Below are 14,881 nucleotides of genomic sequence, written 5' to 3'. Positions count from 1 at the left end.
AATGCCTTCTCCTATGAAATCTTTCTTCATCGCCGTTGCCGTTGTTCTGCTCGCCGGCTGCTCCAGCGGCCCGCGCCTCAATACCAGTCATCCTTCCGTGAATCACGACAACCGCGTGCAGTTCGTGGTGGTGCATTACACCTCTGCCAACCTTGAGCGCTCCCTGGCGCTGCTGACCCACGGCCAGGTCAGCAGCCACTACCTGATCGGCGATGACGCCTCAGGCACAATCTACAAGCTGGTTGATGAAAGCCAGCGTGCCTGGCATGCGGGGGAAAGCGAGTGGATGGGGCGTACCTGGCTCAACTCCAGCTCCATCGGCATCGAGATCGTCAACCCCGGCTATAGCGATACTCCGACCGGCCGGGTCTGGTACCCGTACTCCGAGGCGCAGGTGAAGTCGTTGGTGGTGCTGCTTAAGGACATCAGCAAGCGTAACGGTATCAACCCCAGGAACATCATCGGGCATAGCGATATCGCGCCGCTGCGCAAATTGGACCCGGGCCCGTTGTTCCCATGGAAGCGCCTGGCCGATGAGGGCCTGGGGGTCTGGCCGAATGCCCAGGCAGTGGCGCAATTGCAGCAGCAGTACGCCGCGCAGTTGCCGAGCATCACCTGGTTCCAGGAAGAACTGGCGCGTCTGGGCTACCCGACGCCCCAAACTGGTGAGCTGGACGTGGCCACGCGTCACGTGATCGCCGCATTCCAGATGCGTTTCCGCCCATCGTTGTTCGACGGAACGCCGGATGCACAAAGTGCGGCAATCCTGCGCGCCTTGAACCAACGCTGAATGGGGTCTTACAGAGGCAAGGCCATATAGAACTGTGTGCCCTGCCCCGGCCGTGAATACACGCCCATGCGGCCGCCGTGCAATTGCACGATTTCCTTGCACAGCGCCAGCCCCAGGCCGGCGCCGCCTTTCTTGCGCCCTACCTGCACGAAGGGCTCGAAGATGCGCCCCTGCTGGCCGTAGGCAATGCCTTCACCGTTGTCCTCGACGCTGATAATCACCCGTTCGCCATGACGTCGCGCCTGCAAGCGAATCTGCCCATCCTCGGCAGTATGCCGCAGGGCATTGCCCAGCAAGTTGTCGAGCACGCGCTCCAGTTGCGCCTGGTCGGCGTACAGGCGTGGCAGGCCTGGCTGGGCTTCCACCAGCAGTTCGACGCGTTGCGCGTTCGCCGGTTCGGCGAACCGGGCCCGGGCATGTTCCAGCAGGTCGGTGACGTCGCACGGCCCCAGCGTGAGTTTCTGCAGGCCGTTCTGGTAGCGCGAGAAGTTGAGCAAATCGTTGATCAACTGCATCAACCGCTGCATTTCTTCGTTGACCGTGTCCAGCAGGTCGGCTTCGCGTGACTCCGCCGGGAACTTGGCTCGCTCGCGGAAAAGTCCGAAGGCCATGTGCATGCCGGTCACCGGTGTGCGCAATTCATGGGAGGCGCGCAACACGAACTCGCTGCGCACCCGCTCAAAGGCACGTTGCTCGGTGACGTCATGCAGCACCATCACGGCGCCCAGAATATGCCCCTCGGTGTGGCTCACCGGGGTCAGGCTGTACGTCAGCAGGCGCAGCTCACCTTCGACTTCCACTTCCAGATCTTCCGGCGCCCGCTCCAGGTTGCCGCCGCGCAGCACCAGATGCAGTTGTTCATCCATTTCCGGGCGGCCCAGCGCTTCGCCCAGGCCCTGGCCGAGGCGCTCTTCGTCCCAACCCAGCTGGCGTTGCGCGACGGGGTTGAGGTGTTCAAGGCGGCCTTGGCGGTCGATCATCAGCAGGCCATCGTCGATGCTGTCGAGCACCGCCTGCAAGCGCTGCTGACCGGCGAGCAACTCATCGACATTGGTGGCCTGGTGTTGGCGCAAGGCCTCGGCCATGATGCCGAAGCGACGGGTCAGCAGGTTCATTTCCGCCGCCGTCGATATCGGTAATGTCACTTCGAAATCGCCTTGCCCGATTTTATCGGCAGCCTTGGCCAGCGCTTCGATGGGTGCGCCGAATCGCCGGGCAATGCCATGGGCGGTCACGAAGCCGATGATCAGCACCGCAAGGCCGACCAGCCCCAGCAAGCTGGCGACGAGCAGCGCACGTTCACGGGATTTATGCTCGCTGGTGCTGATATTTTCCAGCGCCAGCTTGTGGTGGACGATCAGCCCGTTGCGCAGGGTATTGAAGGCTTCAGTGAGCTTTTGCCTGCTGCTCGGCAGAGACGGGTTCTGTTGAGACTCGTCAAAAGCCTGCAGCAGGTTCTGATAGTCCTCGCGTGCCTGCTCGAAACCGTGGGTGTGACCGTCACGCTGTTCATGGGCTATGCCCTGGTCCAACAGGTCAAAGTAGCGCTGTTTGGAGGCTTGCAGGGCAGCCGGATCAGGTCGCTTTTCGAGCATCATGATCAGTTGATCGCCCAGGCTCTGGCGCAACTTCACGCCCAGGTCGAGGGTGACGAAATTGCTGCGAATCAACGACTCCTGGGTCTTGGCCATCTGCATCACGCTGACCAGGCCCAGGATCAGCCCCAGCAGGGCCACGGTGATCAGCGCCGAGATGCTCAGGAATAACCGGGTGCGCAGTTTCATCGCGAGCTTCATGAGGTACAGCTCATAAGTTGTACTGTTTGCGTTTGCGATACAGGGTCGACGCATCGATGCCGAGGGTGCGGGCGGCTTGATCCAGCGTATCGCTGGTGGCAAGTACCGCGCCGATATGGGCTTTTTCCAATTCGTCCAGGCTCAGTGCCGCACCGATGCGTGGGGCGTTGTTGGTCGGTTGCTCAGCCATGCCGAGGTGGCTGATCTCGACCTTCTCCTGAGGACAGATGATGCTGGCGCGCTCCACCACGTTGCGCAGCTCGCGGATATTGCCGGGCCAGCGATAGTTGAGCAGCGCTTCGCGCGCCTGATCGCTGAAGCCGCGCGCCGGGCGGGCATATTCCTTGACGAAACGCGCCAGGAAGCGGTCGGCCAGGGTGAGAATGTCTTCGCTACGCTCGCGCAACGGCGGCAGGTGCAACGTGATGACGTTGAGGCGGTACAGCAAGTCTTCACGGAAGCGGCCGTCGCGCACCATGTCTTCCAGGTTCAGGTTGGTGGCGGCGAGAATACGCACGTCTGCGCGGCGGGTAACCGGGTCGCCCACTCGCTCGTATTCCTTGTCCTGAATGAATCGCAGCAACTTGGGTTGCAGAGTCAGCGGAAAGTCGCCGATCTCGTCGAGAAACAGCGTGCCGCCGTCGGCCTGGTTGACGCGGCCCAATGTGCTCTCGCTGGCGCCGGTAAATGCGCCGCGGCTGTGGCCGAACAGTTCGCTCTCCATCAGTTCTGCGGTCAACGATGGGCAGTTGATGGTCACGCAGGATTTTTTCGAGCGTTTGCTCCAGCCGTGAATGGCCCGCGCCAACTCGCCTTTACCGGTGCCTGACTCGCCGAGGATCAAGATATTGGCATCGGTGCCGGCGACCTGCCGTGCGGTTTCCAGTACCACCATCATGGCCGGGCTATGGGAGTCGAGGCCGTCCTTGGGCTGGCGCACCGCGCCTTCCAGGGCTTCCAGGCGTGCCGAGAGCTGGCGTACTTCCAGCTGCTTGGCGGTGGCCAGGCGCAGCTGATCCGGGCTGCAGGGCTTGACCAGGTAGTCGGCGGCGCCGGCCTGGATCGCATCGACCGCAGTGTCCACCGCCGAATGGGCGGTAACGATCACGACACGCATCCATGGCGCTTGAATACGCATATGCGCCAATACATCCAGGCCGTTGTCCTCGCCCAGGCGCAGGTCGAGAAAGCACAGGTCGAACACTTGGCGTTGCATCAAGGCATCGGCTTGGGCCGCGCTGTTGGCGGTGGCGACGGTGTAGCCTTCATCTTCCAGGCAATAGCGGAAGGTCCGGAGGATCGCGGACTCGTCATCCACTAAAAGAATGCGGCCTTGAAGTTCCTTGGCTGATTCCATCTGTCCCGCGCTCCTTAACTGTGAATGTTGGTGTTTAGTCCCGGAATAATCGGGCAAGTTGCATGGTTTATTCTGATCGATAAAAGGAAGCATCGCGTAGCTATCTGCACATCTTCCTACACGCCCTAGTAAAAGGCCCGATCTAGTGGCGTTTTCATAGCTTCTCGCCCCTTCGGCAATCGTCCATTCGGTTTCGATCCCTCGACCCGACCACTGACCATCGTGCATTTCGCACGGCCCCTGACGGTGCATCGTGCAGGATGCTGTGCTGTGTGCCGATAGATAATTCTTAACTATCTGATTTTATTGAGTTTTATTTTGTAAAAAAGCTGGCATGAGCTCTGCAATAAGTACTGCATAGAGCGTCATGACCGAATAATCAGAATGCGGGAGAAAGCAGTATGACTCGCCAAAGCCTCAGCCAATTGCGTGTATCGCCGCTTCATGTGCAGCAAGGTCTGTTCGCCAGCCTGGCGTTGATGGTCACGCTGATTGCCGGCCAGCAGATGCAGCATTGGCAGCAGAGTCAGCAGCAAGCCCCGCAGTTCGAACGCCCCGTCATGACCCAGACCCATTTCCGTTCCGTTGGCAGCACGACTGCTGATGTAACCGCCCCGCAACTGCGACTGGCAGACCAGGAGTCCACCCTGAGCGAACTGCCGGTTCAAGAACGCTGGGTGTTCTAAGCAACACATCGTCGCTCGTGTCGAGCGATTGCATGGCATCACCGCTGTTACCCCTATGAAAGCTTAAGGAGAATCACCATGTTGAGTTGGGCAATCACATTTCTGATCATCGCCATTGTGGCTGCAGTCCTGGGCTTCGGTGGTATCGCCGGCACCGCTACGGGTATCGCCAAGATTCTCTTCGTGGTCTTCCTGGTGATGTTTATCGCGTCGTTCTTCTTTGGTCGCAAAGGCCGAGGCTGAATATGACCACTGTGCCTTTTAAAGCCATAGCCGCCGCCCTGCTGTTGGGCGGCAGCAGCCTGGTGATGGCCGCCAATGACGGCCAATCCCGGGCCAATGAATTGCTCAGCACGGATGCGCAATACCGTGAAACCTGGCAAGGCGTGGTCAAGAAAGAGCAGCGCCTGCCCGAATGGGTGATGAACCTGTCGGGCGCGGCGGAGCAGATGAATGCTGTCGAAGAAGATGGTGAGAAGTACCTGGTAGGTCCGCTGTGTGAAACGGCAGATACCTGCCGGAACAAGCGCCTGATCGTCGCTTTCAGCTTCGATAAGGAAGATGCCTACGCCATGTTGGTGGAAGTCCCGGCCGGCCTGCCGGCGGACAAATCGCCGACGCGGCATGCCGATTACCGCTTTATCGGTAAGCCGGATGAAGGTATGCAGAAGCTGCTCATTGAGCAGCTGAAGAAAGATCCGAATTGGTACTAGGTTCCGTCTTACGGAGCCGGCGTCCATAGAAAGAAGCCAGTTTGCTTCTTTCTGTTTGCATCGCATACCAAATGCGATGCATGACCAGGGGGCCGGGTTGCTCTGATCGATCAGGATCGGCGTGACCTACGGGTACAGGGAGTGCCTGCGCAAGGGCCGGGTCAGGTGAAAAGCTGCGACGCAAGTTCACAAGTCCTCAAGCTTGCTGAACTTGCGGCGGGCTTATGACTCTCAAAGCCCGGGCATCATGCCGGTCATAGCTGGCATTCCTCGTTTTGCCTCTCGCCAATCATTACGTATTGTGTCGGCGCGACCATCCATCGATAAATTTTTCCGAGCGCAACAGGCTGTTTCTTACGCCATGCCGCGGATATTCCAGGCTTTTCTACCCACCACCCCAAGTCCTCGGCTACCTCTGCGCAAGCCGGAATTGGCAGCTTCACGGCCGGTTCACCCGCTTCAATGGCGTATCCGAACTGACCGTTCAGACAATTATTTTCAAAAAAAACCATGCCGATTCGGCATAGGGTAGGCGTTTACGGCATTAGACGTCGCCGCCTTGCATGGGAATAGTTGCGCCTTTTTTCGCCTGCCAGTAAGCCATTTCGGCCACGCTGCGGTGACCTTCCATGGAGGCAGATGCTCACACTTTTTCGCTTTCGAGCGGTCCAGCTGGCGCATTTGCCTTAAGTTCACTTGAAGTAAGGGTAATGACATGAAGAAGGCAAAGCTAAGCCTCGCCTGGCAGATCCTCATCGGTTTGGTGCTGGGGATCGCAATCGGTGCAGTGCTCAACCATTTCAGTGCTGAAAAGGCCTGGTGGATCAGCAACGTGCTGCAGCCGGCAGGCGATATCTTTATCCGCCTGATCAAGATGATCGTTATCCCAATCGTGATTTCGTCGCTGATCGTCGGTATTGCCGGTGTGGGTGACGCGAAAAAGCTGGGCCGCATCGGCGTCAAGACCATCCTTTACTTTGAAGTCGTCACCACCATCGCCATCGTGGTCGGCCTGTTGCTGGCCAACCTGTTCCATCCGGGCGCGGGCATCGACATGAGTACCCTGGGTACTGTCGATATCTCCAAGTACCAGGCCACCGCCGCCGAAGTGCAGCATGAGCATGCGTTCATCGAGACCATTCTCAACCTGATCCCGTCGAACATCTTCGCAGCCGTCGCCCGTGGCGAGATGCTGCCGATCATCTTCTTCTCCGTGCTGTTCGGCCTGGGCTTGTCGAGCCTCAAGCCGGAACTGCGCGAGCCGCTGGTGACCATGTTCCAGGGCGTGTCCGAAAGCATGTTCAAAGTCACTCACATGATCATGAAGTACGCCCCTATCGGTGTATTTGCGCTGATCGCGGTGACGGTCGCCAACTTCGGCTTCGCCTCGCTGCTGCCATTGGCCAAGCTGGTGATCCTGGTTTACGTCGCGATTCTGTTCTTCGCGTTTGCGGTGCTGGGCCTGATCGCCCGCCTGTTTGGTTTCTCGATCCTCAAGCTGATGCGCATCTTCAAGGACGAGCTGGTGCTTGCCTACTCCACCGCCAGTTCCGAAACCGTACTGCCGCGTGTGATCGAGAAGATGGAAGCCTACGGCGCGCCCAAGGCGATCTGCAGCTTCGTGGTGCCGACGGGTTACTCGTTCAATCTCGACGGTTCGACCCTGTATCAAAGCATCGCCGCGATCTTCATTGCCCAGCTGTACGGCATCGACCTGTCGATCGGCCAGCAACTGATGCTGGTGCTGACCCTGATGGTCACCTCCAAAGGCATCGCCGGCGTGCCGGGTGTGTCCTTCGTGGTGTTGCTGGCTACCCTGGGCAGCGTGGGCATCCCACTGGAAGGCCTGGCGTTTATCGCGGGTGTCGACCGTGTGATGGATATGGCGCGTACCGCGCTGAACGTGATCGGCAACGCCTTGGCCGTGCTGGTTATCTCGCGCTGGGAAGGCATGTACGACGATGCCAAGGGCGAGCGCTACTGGAATTCGCTGCCGCACTGGCGCAGCAAAGAGGTGCTGCCGGCCGGCGAGATCACTCGCGGCTGATCGCTCGAATGCTCTGACACAAACCCCGGATAATTCCGGGGTTTGTCGTTTCTGCCAGCCCCGTTATCATTCGCCCATCTTTCGGGGGATTCAACTGATGCTCAATGGCCTGTGGCTTGGCTTCTTTGTGGTGGCAATGGTGTCAGCACTGGCGCAATGGCTGGTGGGCGGTAACGCCGGAATTTTTGCGGCGATGGTGGAAAGCATTTTTGCCATGGCCAAATTGTCGGTGGAGGTCATGGTGCTCTTGTTCGGCACCCTGACGTTGTGGCTGGGTTTTCTGCGTATCGCCGAAAAAGCCGGGATCGTCGACTGGCTGGCGAAGGCTCTGGGCCCGCTGTTTCGTCGCCTGATGCCGGAGGTGCCCGCCGGTCACCCTGCCATCGGCTTGATCACCCTCAATTTCGCCGCCAACGGCCTGGGCCTGGACAACGCCGCCACGCCCATCGGCCTCAAGGCCATGAAGGCGCTGCAGGAACTCAACCCCATCCCCAATACGGCGAGCAACGCACAGATCCTGTTCCTGGTGCTCAATGCGTCCTCGCTGACGCTGTTGCCGGTGACCATCTTCATGTACCGCGCCCAGCAAGGCGCTGCCGACCCGACGCTGGTGTTCCTGCCGATCCTGCTGGCCACCAGCGCGTCGACGCTGGTGGGCCTGCTGTCGGTAGCGGTGATGCAGCGCCTGCGCCTGTGGGATCCGGTCGTGCTCGCCTACCTGATTCCCGGCGCGTTGGTGCTGGGGGGCTTCATGGCGCTGCTGGCGACCCTGTCCGCCACGGCGCTGGCCGGTTTGTCTTCGATCCTGGGCAACCTCACGCTGTTTGGCTTGATCATGCTGTTCCTGGTGATCGGCGCCTTGCGCAAGGTCAAGGTGTATGAGGCCTTCGTCGAAGGTGCCAAGGAAGGCTTCGACGTCGCCAAGAACCTGCTGCCCTATCTGGTGGCGATGCTCTGTGCGGTGGGTGTGTTGCGTGCCTCCGGCGCCCTGGACTTCGGCCTGGAAGGGATTCGCCACCTGGTGGCCTGGACCGGCATGGACACGCGGTTTGTCGACGCACTGCCCACCGCGATGGTCAAGCCGTTCTCCGGCAGCGCGGCGCGGGCGATGCTGATCGAGACCATGCAGACCCAGGGGGTGGACAGCTTCCCGGCGTTGGTGGCGGCGACGATCCAGGGCAGTACCGAGACCACGTTTTATGTGTTGGCGGTGTACTTCGGGTCGGTGGGCATCCAGCGGGCGCGGCATGCGGTGGGATGTGCGTTGTTGGCGGAGTTTGCCGGTGTGGTGGCGGCTATTGCGGTGTGCTACTGGTTCTTTGGTTAAGGCTTAGATAGCCATCGGGGGCAAGCCCCCTCCCACATGTCGATCTGTGAACACATTAAAAAATGTGGGAGGGGGCTTGCCCCCGATGAGGCCTTCAGTGTTTTGCAGCAGTATTGCCTTGCGCCACAACCCAATCCACTACCTGCCTATTCAGTTGATCCCCGGCTTGCCCAAAAGCAGCCACCACCGAAGGCACCTTGGTTTCCCCCACCTGCTGCCTTACCTCAAACCGCCGGCTGGCAATAATCCGCTGATCGCTGCCGCGCACCAGCCGCGCATCCAGGCGAATTACCACTTCCACTGCCGTGCCGTGGTATTCGCTCTGAAACGCCTGTAACTGGCCTCCCAGCTCATAGTCCGCCTGCAGGTTGGTCTCATCGGTACTCAACAGCGTCACCCGCCCGTCACGCTGGAAGCCATCCAGCAGGCGATTGCGCAACAGCACCGGCGCCGGGTCGCTCCAGCGCGAGTGGGCATAGCTGCTGATCAGATCGCCATTGGGCACCACCGCGATGCGTGGGCTGTCGAGAAATTCGCTGGTCTGTGGCTTGGTCACGCGCAGTGACCAGCTCACCGACGTACCTTGACTGACGGGCTGGGTCGACGCCAGGCGGTAGACGTCCGACGGGTCCGGCTTGGGCAGGATCGAGCACGCGCTCATCAATGCAAAGGCCACGGGGGCGATGATTCGGTAAGCACGCTTCATGGCGTGAACTCCTTGTTCTTGTCACTGCCCAGCAGGTAACCACTGGGGTTGGCTTCCAGGCGGCGGGAGATGGCGCGCAGCGAACCGAGGGTTTCGCGCAGTTCGCGCACGGCCGGCGCCAGTTCATTGAGGCCCTGCAGGCCGCTGTTCACCGAGTCCTTGTTGTTGGCCAGCAAGGTGTTGAGGGTGGCGGTGCTTTGCTCAAGGGACTTCATTGCCTGCTCCGCGCTGCCAAAGGCTTGCTTGCCTTGGTCGTTGAGCAAACCGTTGGCGTTGCGCATCAATACGGTGGTCTGTTCCAGTGCGCCGCCGGCCTGCTTGCTCACTTGCATCAATTGCTGCATCACCACTTTGATGTCGCCGCGCTGTTCTGCGATGGCGCCGGTGGTTTGCTGCAGATTGTCCAGGGTGGTGCTCAAGCGTTCGACGTTTTCCCGGGAGAACAGCTGGTTGGCGTTATGCAGCAGCAGGTTGACGCTGGTCATCAGGTCGTTGCTGTTATTGAGCAGGCGGGCGATGGGCGACGGCGACGCGATGATCTCCGGCAGGTTGCCGTCCTTGCCCTTGAGTTCCGGGCTCTGCGGGGTGCCGCCACTGAGTTGGATGATCGACGTGCCGGTGATGCCGGTCAGTGCCAGTTTGGCCTGGGTGTCTTCCTTGATCGGCGTTTGCCCGGCCAGGCGGATGCGCGCCAGCACGCGGCGCGGGTCCTTGGGGTCCAGACGCAGGCTGGTGACATCGCCCACCTTGATCCCGCTGTACTGCACCGAACTGCCCTGGGACAGGCCGCTGACCGCTTCGTTGAATACCACCTCATAGTCCTGGAAGGCGCTGTCGACGCTGGATTTGGCCAGCCACAGGCCGAACAGCATCGCGCCGACCACCACTATTACGCTGAACAGTCCGATCATCACATGATGGGCTCGGGTTTCCATGTCATACCTCGTTGAGCGATTGAGCGGCATCCAATGCCGCGCGGCCTCGGGGGCCGTGGAAATATTCGTGGATCCAGGCGTCATCGGTTTCCGAGACGACATCGATGGCGTCCGCCACCAGGACTTTCTTCTGCGCCAGCACCGCCACGCGGTCGGTGATGGTGTACAGCGTGTCGAGGTCGTGGGTGACCAGGAACACACTCAAGCCCAGCGCGTCGCGCAGGGTCAGGATCAGTTGGTCGAATTGCGCCGCGCCAATCGGGTCAAGGCCGGCGGTGGGTTCGTCGAGAAACAGGATGTCCGGGTCCAGGGCCAGCGCGCGCGCCAGGGCGGCGCGCTTGATCATGCCGCCGGACAGCGACGCCGGGTACTTGTCGGCCGCCGACAACGGCAGCCCGGCCAGGGCCAGCTTGACCGCCGCCAGATGCTCGGCATCGGCGCGGCTGAGCCCGGCATGCTCGATCAACGGCAAGGCGACGTTCTCGGTGACGGTCAGCGAGGAAAACAAGGCGCCCTTCTGGAACAGCACGCCGAAGCGCCGTTCCACCAGTGAACGTTCATGCTCGGACAAATTCGGCAGGTCCTTGCCCAATACCCGCACTTGCCCTTCGCTGGGTCGCCGCAGGCCGACGATGCTGCGCAGCAACACCGACTTGCCGCTGCCGGAGCCGCCGACCACCGCCAGGATCTCGCCCTTGTACAAATCCAGGTCGAGATTCTCGTGCACGCTCTGGCTGCCAAAGCGATTGCACAGGCCGCGAACTTCAATCACCGCCTCAGTGGGCGCTCGATGCAGACGACTCACCAGCCCATCTCCATGAAAAACATTGCCGCGACCGCGTCCAGCACGATCACCACGAAAATCGACTGCACCACGCTGGAGGTGGTGTGCGCGCCGACCGACTCGGCACTGCCGCTGACCTTGAAGCCTTCCAGGCAACCGATTGCGGCGATCAGGAACGCGAAGATCGGCGCTTTCACCATGCCCACCAGAAAATGCTGCACGCCGATGTCCGATTGCAGCAGCGACAGAAACATCGCCGGCGAAATATCCAGGGCCACCGCACACACCACGCCACCGCCGACAATCCCCGAGAGCATCGCCAGGAATGTCAGCATCGGCAGCGCCACCAGCAATGCCAGGACCCGCGGCAGCACCAGCAGCTCCATCGGGTCCAGGCCCAGGGTGCGGATCGCGTCGATTTCTTCGTTGGCCTTCATCGAGCCGATTTGTGCGGTGAAGGCGCTGGCCGTGCGACCGGCGATCAGGATGGCGGTGAGCAACACGCCAAATTCGCGCAGGAATGAAAACGCCACCAGGTCCACGGTGAAGATCGTCGCGCCGAAGCTCTTGAGCACGGTGGCGCCGAGGAAGGCCACCACGGCGCCGACCAGAAAGGTCAGCAGCGCAACGATAGGCGCGGCATCCAGGCCGGTCTGTTCGATATGCGCGACCACCGGCGTCAGGCGCCAGCGCTTGGGCCGCAGGATGCCGCGCACGAAGGTTTCGAGGATCAGGCCGATGAAGCCCAGCAGTTTCATCCCGTCTTGCCAGACGGTGTCCACGGCGCGGCCGATGCGCGCCAGCAGTTGCACACCGGCGCCCTCTTCCGGCTCCTTGAGCGGTACGCAAAAATCATTGAGCGAGCGGTAGACCGTCTTGAGCAGTGCCCGGTCGGCGGCGGACAGGCTGCAATCGCTCTGCTCGGCGGAGCGTTCGATACGTTCGGGGCCCAGCAACTCCACCAGCAGCGAAGCGCCGGCAGTATCCAGGGCGCCGAGGCCGTTAAGGTCGATGTGCGCGCCGGCGTCGTATTGGCCGTCGAGTGTGTTCGACAGCTTCTTCAGCTTTGCGTAATGGGCAAGCGTCCAGTCACCGGTAATGCGCAGCAACGGCGGTGTGCGGGACGTATCGAGTTGGGCCGCGCCGGCCGTCGTGGGAGTGGTCATAAGCTCCGAGCGTATTTGGCTGTCCACAATTGCTACGTAATAGCACGATCGGGCCTATGGCGGGTTGTCCGTTTGTGCTGAGTCGGTGACGTTAAAGCGCAGCACGCCAATCACTTGCCCGTCTTCGGTGAGCACCCGCACCTGCCAGCGGCCTACCGCATCCGGCGGGAAGTTCTGCTTATGCGTCCAGGCGCGGTAGCCCTCCTTGCGGCCGCCATGGATATCCAGGGCAATGCGGTCGACTTCCTTGCCGTTGAATTTCCACACATGGTAGATCCGCTCATCGAGGCCGCGCGGCGCGTTGATTGCGGTGTAGGCGTACAGTCCGCCGCTGCGCAGCTGGGCGGCGCTGACTTGCTTGAGGTCGTCGCCCGGTGTGCGGTCTTGCAGCTGGGTGCTGATGGCCACTTCAGTCATCCACAGGGTGGCAGGTGGCACCCAGCTACGCAGCAACCAGCCGGCGCAGCCAATAGCGGCCGTCACCCCCAGCAGCATTGCCCAGCCTTTGACGCTGCGCAGCGGCAGGCTGGCGGCCAGGCTCGGAATCGACAGGGCCATGGCGACGCCCAGTGCCAGTTTGTAACTTTCGGCGGTCGTCAGGTGCAGGATGATCGGCAGCGCGGTCAGCAGTGCGGCGAACAATGTCAGCGTATGCAAGGCGAGGAACAGCGAGCGCTTGGGCGCCAGCCACTTGTAATACAGCGGGTCGATGATCGAGACCAGCGCCGCCGCGCCGAGCAGGCCGGTGAACACCGATTGGCCGCTGTTCCAGGCCGTGGTGACGAAAAAGAACGGCAACACGAAAAACAGACTTTCCTGGTGGATCATCTGGGTCGCATAGCGCAGCAGCGGTTCCGGTATCTCGCGGTTGAACATCTTGGTGAACAGCTGCGTGAAGCTGTTTTCCAGCATCAGCCACAACCAGCTCACCAGCAGGATCACGGCGATCCAACTGGCCATGCCTTGCTGGCGGTCCACCAGGATGAAGCTGCCCACACCCGAGATGAAGCCGCCGAGTGCGATCACCCCAGGGTAGCGCTTGATCAGTTCTATGACGCGCTGGATAAGGGGCGGCAGGTTCGGCATGGGCGATTCACAATAAGGGTTAGAAAAATCCGCGACAGAATAACGTCTTGGTCCGCTGTTCGGCGCCTCATTACGCGAGCCGTTTGCGATAAAACCGCAGGGCGATCCACGCAACCGCGATCAGTCCCAGCACGCCCGCGCCTATCCAGCTCAGGGCGTTGTAGCTCAACAGCGGTTTTTCGATGCGCCAGTAGCCCGGCTGCTCCAATACCTGGCGCATGGCCTGATTGGTCTGGGCCAGGGTCACGGCCTTGATACGTTTGGCCGGGTCGCTGAAGCGCCCATCGTCATATTCGCCGGCAGCGCTCCAATAGTAGTCGGCCAGCGCGCTGTTGCCCTGCACGGCCCAGGCCTGACGTGCAATGGCGGCTTGCTGCAGGCGCGCGAACACCGCCGGGTCGAGGCCATCCTTGAGCAAGCGGGCCTTGAGGTCTTGCAATACCTGCTCGGCTTGCTCGAGGTTTTCCCGTTCGAGGTCGGCGTTCAGGCTCAGGAAGCCCACGCCGCCGAGCACTTCACGCTCGCTCCACGGCCCGTAGGACAGGCCGTGCCCTAGGCGCAATTGGCGGTACAACGCCCAGTCGAGGTAGTCCTTGAGCAGGTCGTAGGTTTCATCATGCTGGTCGTCCAGCACCGGCTCCGGGAACAGCCAGTGCAGCTTGGCATTGTCGCCGACCCAGCCGTGGATCAGGTCACGATGGCTGGCGGCGGCCTGCTGGATTTGCGGCAGCGGTCGATGTTCGCTCGGCTCGACCGGGTCGAGCTGGCCATAGGTGCGTTCCAGGTAGGCAGGCAGCAGTTTGTCCAGATCGCCGACGACGATCAGGGTCATGTTGTTCGGTGCGTACCAGTTTTTGCGCAGCGCCTCCAACTGGTCGCGGGTCAGAGCGTTGACCTCGGCGCGTTCGGCGCACTTGAGGCCCAACTCGACGGCCAGCTGGTTGCTGGCGTTGTGGCCCAGGTCCTGGCGGTCCAGCAGGCGTTGCAAGTGGGAATAATGGCCACCGTCCTCGCGCTCGACCACCTGCTTGGCGGCGTTGATATTGGCGTCGGTCAGTTGGGTGCGGGTGACGATTGCCAGCAGCAGGTCCAATACCTTGCGCTGGTTCTGCGCAGGCGCCTCGATCACGAACGTGGTGTCTGCGTTGCTGGTGTAGGCATTCCACTCCCCGCCCAGGGCCTGCATGCGGTCTTCGAGGTCGCCTTCGTTACCGCCGTCGATGCCGCTGAACAGCAGGTGCTCGAACAAATGCGGCAGTTCTTTCTGGTCGCAGCTGAAATCGTCCAGGCCCACGCCGACTACCAGGCGGATCGCCACATGCCCGCGCTCGGTCCCCGGTTTGAGCAGCAATTGCAGGCCGTTGGGCAAGGTATAGCCTTCGACCTGCAGGCGGTCAAAGGCAAAGGTGTGTGCCGAGCCCATGAGCAGGCAGGCGAGTAACAGGCGACGCATAACAAGCTTCCTGGCGAATGAGGTCCGTTGTTAAC

Annotated in this window: 14 protein-coding genes; 6 read left to right on the top strand and 8 right to left on the bottom strand. The window is 61.1% G+C overall.

Features of this window, described 5'->3' with window-relative positions; translation table 11 throughout:
* Positions 1-13: 13 nt before the first annotated feature.
* Positions 14-790 carry an N-acetylmuramoyl-L-alanine amidase gene (locus BFQ00_RS11440; protein WP_065897861.1) on the top strand — a complete coding sequence of 259 codons (777 nt, stop codon included), beginning with the start codon at positions 14-16 and terminating at the stop codon, positions 788-790.
* An 8-nt stretch (positions 791-798) separates the two neighbouring features.
* On the opposite strand, the gene BFQ00_RS11435 is transcribed toward BFQ00_RS11440, so the two are convergent.
* Together BFQ00_RS11435 and algB are read right to left on the bottom strand one after the other, a co-directional pair.
* On the bottom strand, positions 799-2,586 hold the full coding sequence (locus BFQ00_RS11435; RefSeq protein ID WP_065933583.1) for an ATP-binding protein: 1,788 nt from the start codon (positions 2,584-2,586) through the stop codon (positions 799-801).
* Positions 2,587-2,596: 10 nt separating this feature from the next.
* Complete coding sequence (algB, locus tag BFQ00_RS11430) at positions 2,597-3,943, bottom strand: sigma-54-dependent response regulator transcription factor AlgB (protein WP_057725682.1); 1,347 nt, start codon at positions 3,941-3,943, stop codon at positions 2,597-2,599.
* A gap of 401 nt (positions 3,944-4,344) precedes the next feature.
* Between algB and BFQ00_RS11425 the strand changes: the two genes are divergently transcribed.
* The 5 genes from BFQ00_RS11425 (at position 4,345) to BFQ00_RS11405 (ending at position 8,716) form a co-directional block, all read left to right on the top strand.
* Positions 4,345-4,629, top strand: a complete 285-nt coding sequence (locus BFQ00_RS11425) for a hypothetical protein (RefSeq protein ID WP_065933582.1) — start codon at positions 4,345-4,347, stop codon at positions 4,627-4,629.
* Positions 4,630-4,707: 78 nt separating this feature from the next.
* On the top strand, positions 4,708-4,872 hold the full coding sequence (locus BFQ00_RS11420) for a DUF1328 domain-containing protein (protein ID WP_003187386.1): 165 nt from the start codon (positions 4,708-4,710) through the stop codon (positions 4,870-4,872).
* 2 nt (positions 4,873-4,874) lie between these two features.
* Positions 4,875-5,342: an inhibitor of vertebrate lysozyme family protein gene (locus tag BFQ00_RS11415; RefSeq protein WP_065933581.1), complete on the top strand. Its 468-nt coding sequence runs from the start codon at positions 4,875-4,877 to the stop codon at positions 5,340-5,342.
* A 715-nt stretch (positions 5,343-6,057) separates the two neighbouring features.
* On the top strand, positions 6,058-7,389 hold the full coding sequence (gene gltP / locus BFQ00_RS11410; RefSeq protein ID WP_065886786.1) for a glutamate/aspartate:proton symporter GltP: 1,332 nt from the start codon (positions 6,058-6,060) through the stop codon (positions 7,387-7,389).
* Positions 7,390-7,486: 97 nt separating this feature from the next.
* A complete protein-coding gene (locus BFQ00_RS11405) occupies positions 7,487-8,716 on the top strand; it encodes a nucleoside recognition domain-containing protein (protein WP_048721443.1) in 1,230 nt (409 codons plus the stop codon).
* Positions 8,717-8,810: 94 nt separating this feature from the next.
* Here the strand turns inward: BFQ00_RS11405 and BFQ00_RS11400 are convergent, their stop codons facing one another.
* The 6 genes from BFQ00_RS11400 to BFQ00_RS11375 all read right to left on the bottom strand — a co-directional run bounded on the left by BFQ00_RS11400 (position 8,811) and on the right by BFQ00_RS11375 (position 14,846).
* Entirely contained in the window at positions 8,811-9,422 is a 612-nt protein-coding gene (locus BFQ00_RS11400) for an ABC-type transport auxiliary lipoprotein family protein (RefSeq protein ID WP_065933580.1), read from the bottom strand.
* Complete coding sequence (locus tag BFQ00_RS11395; protein ID WP_065886788.1) at positions 9,419-10,357, bottom strand: MlaD family protein; 939 nt, start codon at positions 10,355-10,357, stop codon at positions 9,419-9,421. Before BFQ00_RS11395 ends, BFQ00_RS11400 begins: the two co-directional genes overlap by 4 nt.
* A gap of 1 nt (position 10,358) precedes the next feature.
* Positions 10,359-11,162 carry an ABC transporter ATP-binding protein gene (locus BFQ00_RS11390; RefSeq protein ID WP_065886789.1) on the bottom strand — a complete coding sequence of 268 codons (804 nt, stop codon included), beginning with the start codon at positions 11,160-11,162 and terminating at the stop codon, positions 10,359-10,361.
* Positions 11,159-12,307: an ABC transporter permease gene (locus BFQ00_RS11385; protein WP_065897863.1), complete on the bottom strand. Its 1,149-nt coding sequence runs from the start codon at positions 12,305-12,307 to the stop codon at positions 11,159-11,161. The genes BFQ00_RS11390 and BFQ00_RS11385 overlap by 4 nt, the downstream gene beginning before the upstream one ends.
* 54 nt (positions 12,308-12,361) lie before the next feature.
* Positions 12,362-13,393, bottom strand: a complete 1,032-nt coding sequence (locus BFQ00_RS11380) for a DUF5924 family protein (protein WP_065933579.1) — start codon at positions 13,391-13,393, stop codon at positions 12,362-12,364.
* A gap of 70 nt (positions 13,394-13,463) precedes the next feature.
* The gene (locus BFQ00_RS11375) at positions 13,464-14,846 is read right to left on the bottom strand and encodes a M16 family metallopeptidase (RefSeq protein WP_065933578.1); all 1,383 of its coding nucleotides are present in this window, start codon (positions 14,844-14,846) and stop codon (positions 13,464-13,466) included.
* Positions 14,847-14,881: the final 35 nt, after the last annotated feature.

The sequence above is a fragment of the Pseudomonas sp. 28 E 9 genome, assembly GCF_900004785.1.
GTDB lineage: Bacteria > Pseudomonadota > Gammaproteobacteria > Pseudomonadales > Pseudomonadaceae > Aquipseudomonas > Aquipseudomonas orientalis_A.
This window is presented reverse-complemented; position numbering and strand designations above follow the sequence as displayed.

Excerpts from the sequence above, each read along its gene's own strand:
- BFQ00_RS11440 (WP_065897861.1), top strand. The coding sequence starts at position 14 with ATGAAATCTTTCTTCATCGCCGTTGCCGTTGTTCTGCTCGCCGGCTGC.
- BFQ00_RS11435 (WP_065933583.1), bottom strand. The coding sequence starts at position 2,586 with ATGAAGCTCGCGATGAAACTGCGCACCCGGTTATTCCTGAGCATCTCG.
- algB (WP_057725682.1), bottom strand. The coding sequence starts at position 3,943 with ATGGAATCAGCCAAGGAACTTCAAGGCCGCATTCTTTTAGTGGATGAC.
- BFQ00_RS11425 (WP_065933582.1), top strand. The coding sequence starts at position 4,345 with ATGACTCGCCAAAGCCTCAGCCAATTGCGTGTATCGCCGCTTCATGTG.
- BFQ00_RS11420 (WP_003187386.1), top strand. The coding sequence starts at position 4,708 with ATGTTGAGTTGGGCAATCACATTTCTGATCATCGCCATTGTGGCTGCA.
- BFQ00_RS11415 (WP_065933581.1), top strand. The coding sequence starts at position 4,875 with ATGACCACTGTGCCTTTTAAAGCCATAGCCGCCGCCCTGCTGTTGGGC.
- gltP (WP_065886786.1), top strand. The coding sequence starts at position 6,058 with ATGAAGAAGGCAAAGCTAAGCCTCGCCTGGCAGATCCTCATCGGTTTG.
- BFQ00_RS11405 (WP_048721443.1), top strand. The coding sequence starts at position 7,487 with ATGCTCAATGGCCTGTGGCTTGGCTTCTTTGTGGTGGCAATGGTGTCA.
- BFQ00_RS11400 (WP_065933580.1), bottom strand. The coding sequence starts at position 9,422 with ATGAAGCGTGCTTACCGAATCATCGCCCCCGTGGCCTTTGCATTGATG.
- BFQ00_RS11395 (WP_065886788.1), bottom strand. The coding sequence starts at position 10,357 with ATGGAAACCCGAGCCCATCATGTGATGATCGGACTGTTCAGCGTAATA.
- BFQ00_RS11385 (WP_065897863.1), bottom strand. The coding sequence starts at position 12,307 with ATGACCACTCCCACGACGGCCGGCGCGGCCCAACTCGATACGTCCCGC.
- BFQ00_RS11380 (WP_065933579.1), bottom strand. The coding sequence starts at position 13,393 with ATGCCGAACCTGCCGCCCCTTATCCAGCGCGTCATAGAACTGATCAAG.
- BFQ00_RS11375 (WP_065933578.1), bottom strand. The coding sequence starts at position 14,846 with ATGCGTCGCCTGTTACTCGCCTGCCTGCTCATGGGCTCGGCACACACC.